This window comes from Mycobacterium sp. TH-M11 (assembly GCF_057473725.1).
Genome location: NZ_JBYCLD010000231.1, coordinates 1 through 3,728 on the forward strand (window position 1 = coordinate 1; position 3,728 = coordinate 3,728).

Below are 3,728 nucleotides of genomic sequence, written 5' to 3' on the forward strand. Positions count from 1 at the left end.
CGACCCACATATGATCGGCTCTTGCGCGTCACGCCGTGTCGCGTGCCCGCAATCTTCGCCCCAGAAGGAGTGTGTCGTCGCGTGGGTGCCCCGCCCCCGTCAACGGAAGCCCTGTCGCCGGAGGCGCTGACCGCCGCGGTCGACGCAGCCCGGCGCGCTTTCGCCGCCGCAGCCGACCTCGATGCGCTGGCGCACGCCAAGACCGAGCACCTCGGCGACCGTTCACCCGTGGCGGTCGCACGCCAGGCGCTGGCCACCGTGCCCAAAGCCGACCGCGCCGACGCCGGCCGGCTGGTCAACACCGCACGCGGCACAGTCCAGCAGAGCTACGACGACAGGCTGGCCGAATTGCGTGCCGAGCGCGACGCTGCGGTGTTGACCGCCGAGCGCATCGACGTGACGCTGCCCTCCACGCGGCAGCCGATCGGGGCGCGGCATCCGATCACGATCCTGGCCGAGCACATCGCCGACACGTTCATCGCGATGGGCTGGGAACTGGCCGAGGGGCCTGAAGTGGAGACCGAGCAATTCAACTTCGACGCGCTCAATTTTCCTGCCGACCATCCCGCCCGCAGCGAGCAGGACACGTTCTACCTCGCGCCGGACGGCTCGCGGCAGCTGCTGCGCACCCACACCTCGCCGGTGCAGGTGCGCGCGCTGCTGCACCGCACCCTGCCGGTGTACGTGATCTCGATCGGCCGCACTTTCCGCACCGACGAACTCGACGCCACCCACACCCCGGTCTTCCATCAGGTGGAGGGGTTGGCGGTCGATCGCGGCCTGTCGATGGCACATCTGCGGGGAACGCTCGACGCTTTCGCCCGTGCCGAGTTCGGGCCACAGGCGCGCACCAGGATTCGGCCGCACTTCTTCCCGTTCACCGAGCCGTCGGCCGAAGTCGACGTCTGGTTCGAGAACAAGAAGGGCGGGGCGGGCTGGGTCGAGTGGGGCGGCTGCGGAATGGTCAACCCGAACGTGTTGCGGGCAGCGGGCATCGACCCCGACGAGTACTCCGGTTTCGCCTTCGGCATGGGCCTGGAACGCACCTTGCAGTTCCGCAACGGAATCCCCGACATGCGCGACATGGTCGAGGGTGACGTCCGCTTCTCGCTGCCGTTCGGGGTGGGTGCCTGATGCGAATTCCCTACAGCTGGTTGCAGTCTGTCATCGGCGTCGGCGCTCCCGGCTGGGAAGTCACCGCCGAGGATCTCGAGCAGACGCTGGTGCGCATCGGCCACGAGGTGGAGGATGTCATCACTCTCGGGCCGGTCGAGGGTCCGCTGACAGTCGGACGGGTCGCGGCGATCGAGGAACTCACCGAGTTCAAGAAGCCGATCCGGGTCTGCAAGGTCGACGTCGGCGAATCGCGGCCACGCGAGATTGTCTGTGGCGCAACTAACTTCGGAGTAGGCGATCTGGTGGTGGTGGCCCTGCCCGGCGCCACGCTGCCTGGCGGCTTCCACATCGCCGCCCGTAAGACCTACGGCCGCACCTCCGACGGGATGATCTGTTCGGCCGCCGAACTCGGTTTGGGCGCAGACCATTCCGGCATCTTGGTGCTGCCGCCGGGAACCGCCGAGCCAGGTGCCGACGGCGCCGGGGTACTAGGGCTCGACGACGTGGTCTTCGATCTCGCCATCACCCCGGACCGGGGCTACTGCATGTCGGTGCGGGGCCTGGCCCGCGAGATCGCCTGTGCCTACGACCTCGACTTCGTCGACCCCGCCGATGTTCCCGCGCTGCCGAGCGAGGCCGAGGCCTGGCCGCTGACGGTGCATCCCGAGACCGGTGTGCGCCGCTTCGCGCTGCGACCGGTCAACGGAATCGACCCAAAGGCAGTGTCGCCGTGGTGGTTACAGCGCCGGCTGCTACTCAGCGGAATCCGGGCGATCTCGCCCGCCGTAGACGCGACGAACTACGTGATGCTCGAACTCGGCCATCCGATGCACGCGCACGACCTCAACCGGATCACCGGCGGGTTGGCTGTCCGATTCGCCGGGCCTGGCGAGAAGGTCCGCACACTCGACGACGTCGAGCGCGTCCTCGGCCCGGCCGATGTGCTGATCGTCGACGACGTCGCCACCGCGGCGATCGGTGGCGTGATGGGCTCGGGGAGCACGGAGATGCGCGACGACTCCACCGACGTGCTGCTGGAGTCCGCGGTCTGGGAACCGGCCGCGGTATCGCGTACGGCGCGCCGGCTGCACTTGCCCAGCGAAGCCGCACGCCGCTACGAGCGCGAGGTCGACCCGGCGATTTCGGTTGCCGCACTGGACCGTTGCGCGACGCTGCTCGCCGAGATCGCGGGCGGCGCGGTCTCGCCGACGCTGACCGACTGGCGGGGCGACCCACCCCGGCAGGATTGGGCTGGCTCGCCGATTCGACTTGCGGCCGACTTGCCCGACCGGATGGCCGGGGTGCGGTACCGCACGGGCACCACGGCGCGGCGGCTGACCCAGGTCGGCGCCCAGGTCTCCGAGGCCGACGGCACACTGGTCGTCACACCGCCGAGTTGGCGTCCGGATCTGCTGCAACCGGCCGATCTGGTCGAAGAAGTGCTGCGGCTGGAGGGTCTGGACGTCATCCCGTCGGTGCTGCCGCCGGCTCCTGCCGGCCGCGGGTTGTCCGCCGTTCAGCGTCGCCGCCGCGCGATCGGCAAGTCGCTGGGGCTGTCCGGTTACGTCGAGATCCTTCCCACGCCGTTCCTGCCCGCCGGCGTGTTCGATACGTGGGGCCTGCCCGTCGACGACGCTCGGCGACTCACCACCGAGGTGCTCAACCCGCTGGAGGCCGACCGCCCACACCTGGCCACCACGTTGCTGCCGGGGCTACTCGAGGCGTTGTCGCGCAACGTCTCTCGCGGTATCAGCGATGTTGCGCTGTTCGCCGTCGCGCAGGTGGTCCAGCCGACCGAGCAGACCAGGGGTCTGGCGGCGATTCCGGTACACCGTCGCCCCAGCGACGACGAGATCGCCGCGCTCGACGCATCGCTGCCACGGCAGCCGCAGCACGTCGCGGTGGCGCTGACCGGGCTCAGGGAGCCGCGCGGCCCGTGGGGTGACGGCCGCCGGGCCGACGCCGCGGATGCGTTCGAGGCGGTTCGGATCATCGCCCGCGCCAGCGGAATTGACGTGTCGCTGCGGGCTGCGCAGTACCTGCCGTGGCATCCTGGCCGCTGCGCCGAGGTGCTCGTCGGTGACACCGTGGTCGGGCATGCCGGTCAGCTGCACCCGGCGGTGATCGAGCGATCCGGGCTGCCGACAGGCACATGCGCGGTCGAGTTGAACCTCGACGCGATCCCGATCGTCGATGCGCTGCCCGCACCACGGGTTTCGCCATTCCCGGCGGTGTTCCAAGACGTCAATCTCGTGGTGGATGCCGACGTCTCGGCACAGGCCGTGGCCGACGCCGTCCGCGACGGCGCGGGGGAGTTGCTGGAAGAGGCCCGGTTGTTCGACGTCTACACCGGCCCGCAGGTCGGCGAGAACCGCAAATCGCTGACCTTTGCGTTGCGGTTTAGGGCCGCGGACCGCACCCTGACCGAAGACGAGGCCAGCGCTGCCCGGGATGCCGCGGTGAGTCTCGCCGCCGAACGGGTCGGCGCGGTGTTGCGCGGCTGAAAACCGGGTAGAGAATGAGTTTGCATAGGCGTGCATAGTCATGCAACGATGGGTGTTATGACCGAGGCACTACGGGTGGCCGTCGCTGGGGCCAGCGGCTATGCCGGC

2 protein-coding genes are annotated in these 3,728 nt (G+C 69.5%); both read left to right on the plus strand.

Annotation, left to right across the window (positions count from 1 at the left end):
* The first annotated feature begins 81 nt into the window (after positions 1 to 81).
* Positions 82 to 1,134 carry a phenylalanine--tRNA ligase subunit alpha gene (gene pheS / locus AC2VOG_RS09820; protein ID WP_486939714.1) on the plus strand — a complete coding sequence of 351 codons (1,053 nt, stop codon included), beginning with the start codon at positions 82 to 84 and terminating at the stop codon, positions 1,132 to 1,134.
* Positions 1,134 to 3,620: a phenylalanine--tRNA ligase subunit beta gene (gene pheT / locus AC2VOG_RS09825; protein WP_486939715.1), complete on the plus strand. Its 2,487-nt coding sequence runs from the start codon at positions 1,134 to 1,136 to the stop codon at positions 3,618 to 3,620. The genes pheS and pheT overlap by 1 nt, the downstream gene beginning before the upstream one ends.
* Positions 3,621 to 3,728: the final 108 nt, after the last annotated feature.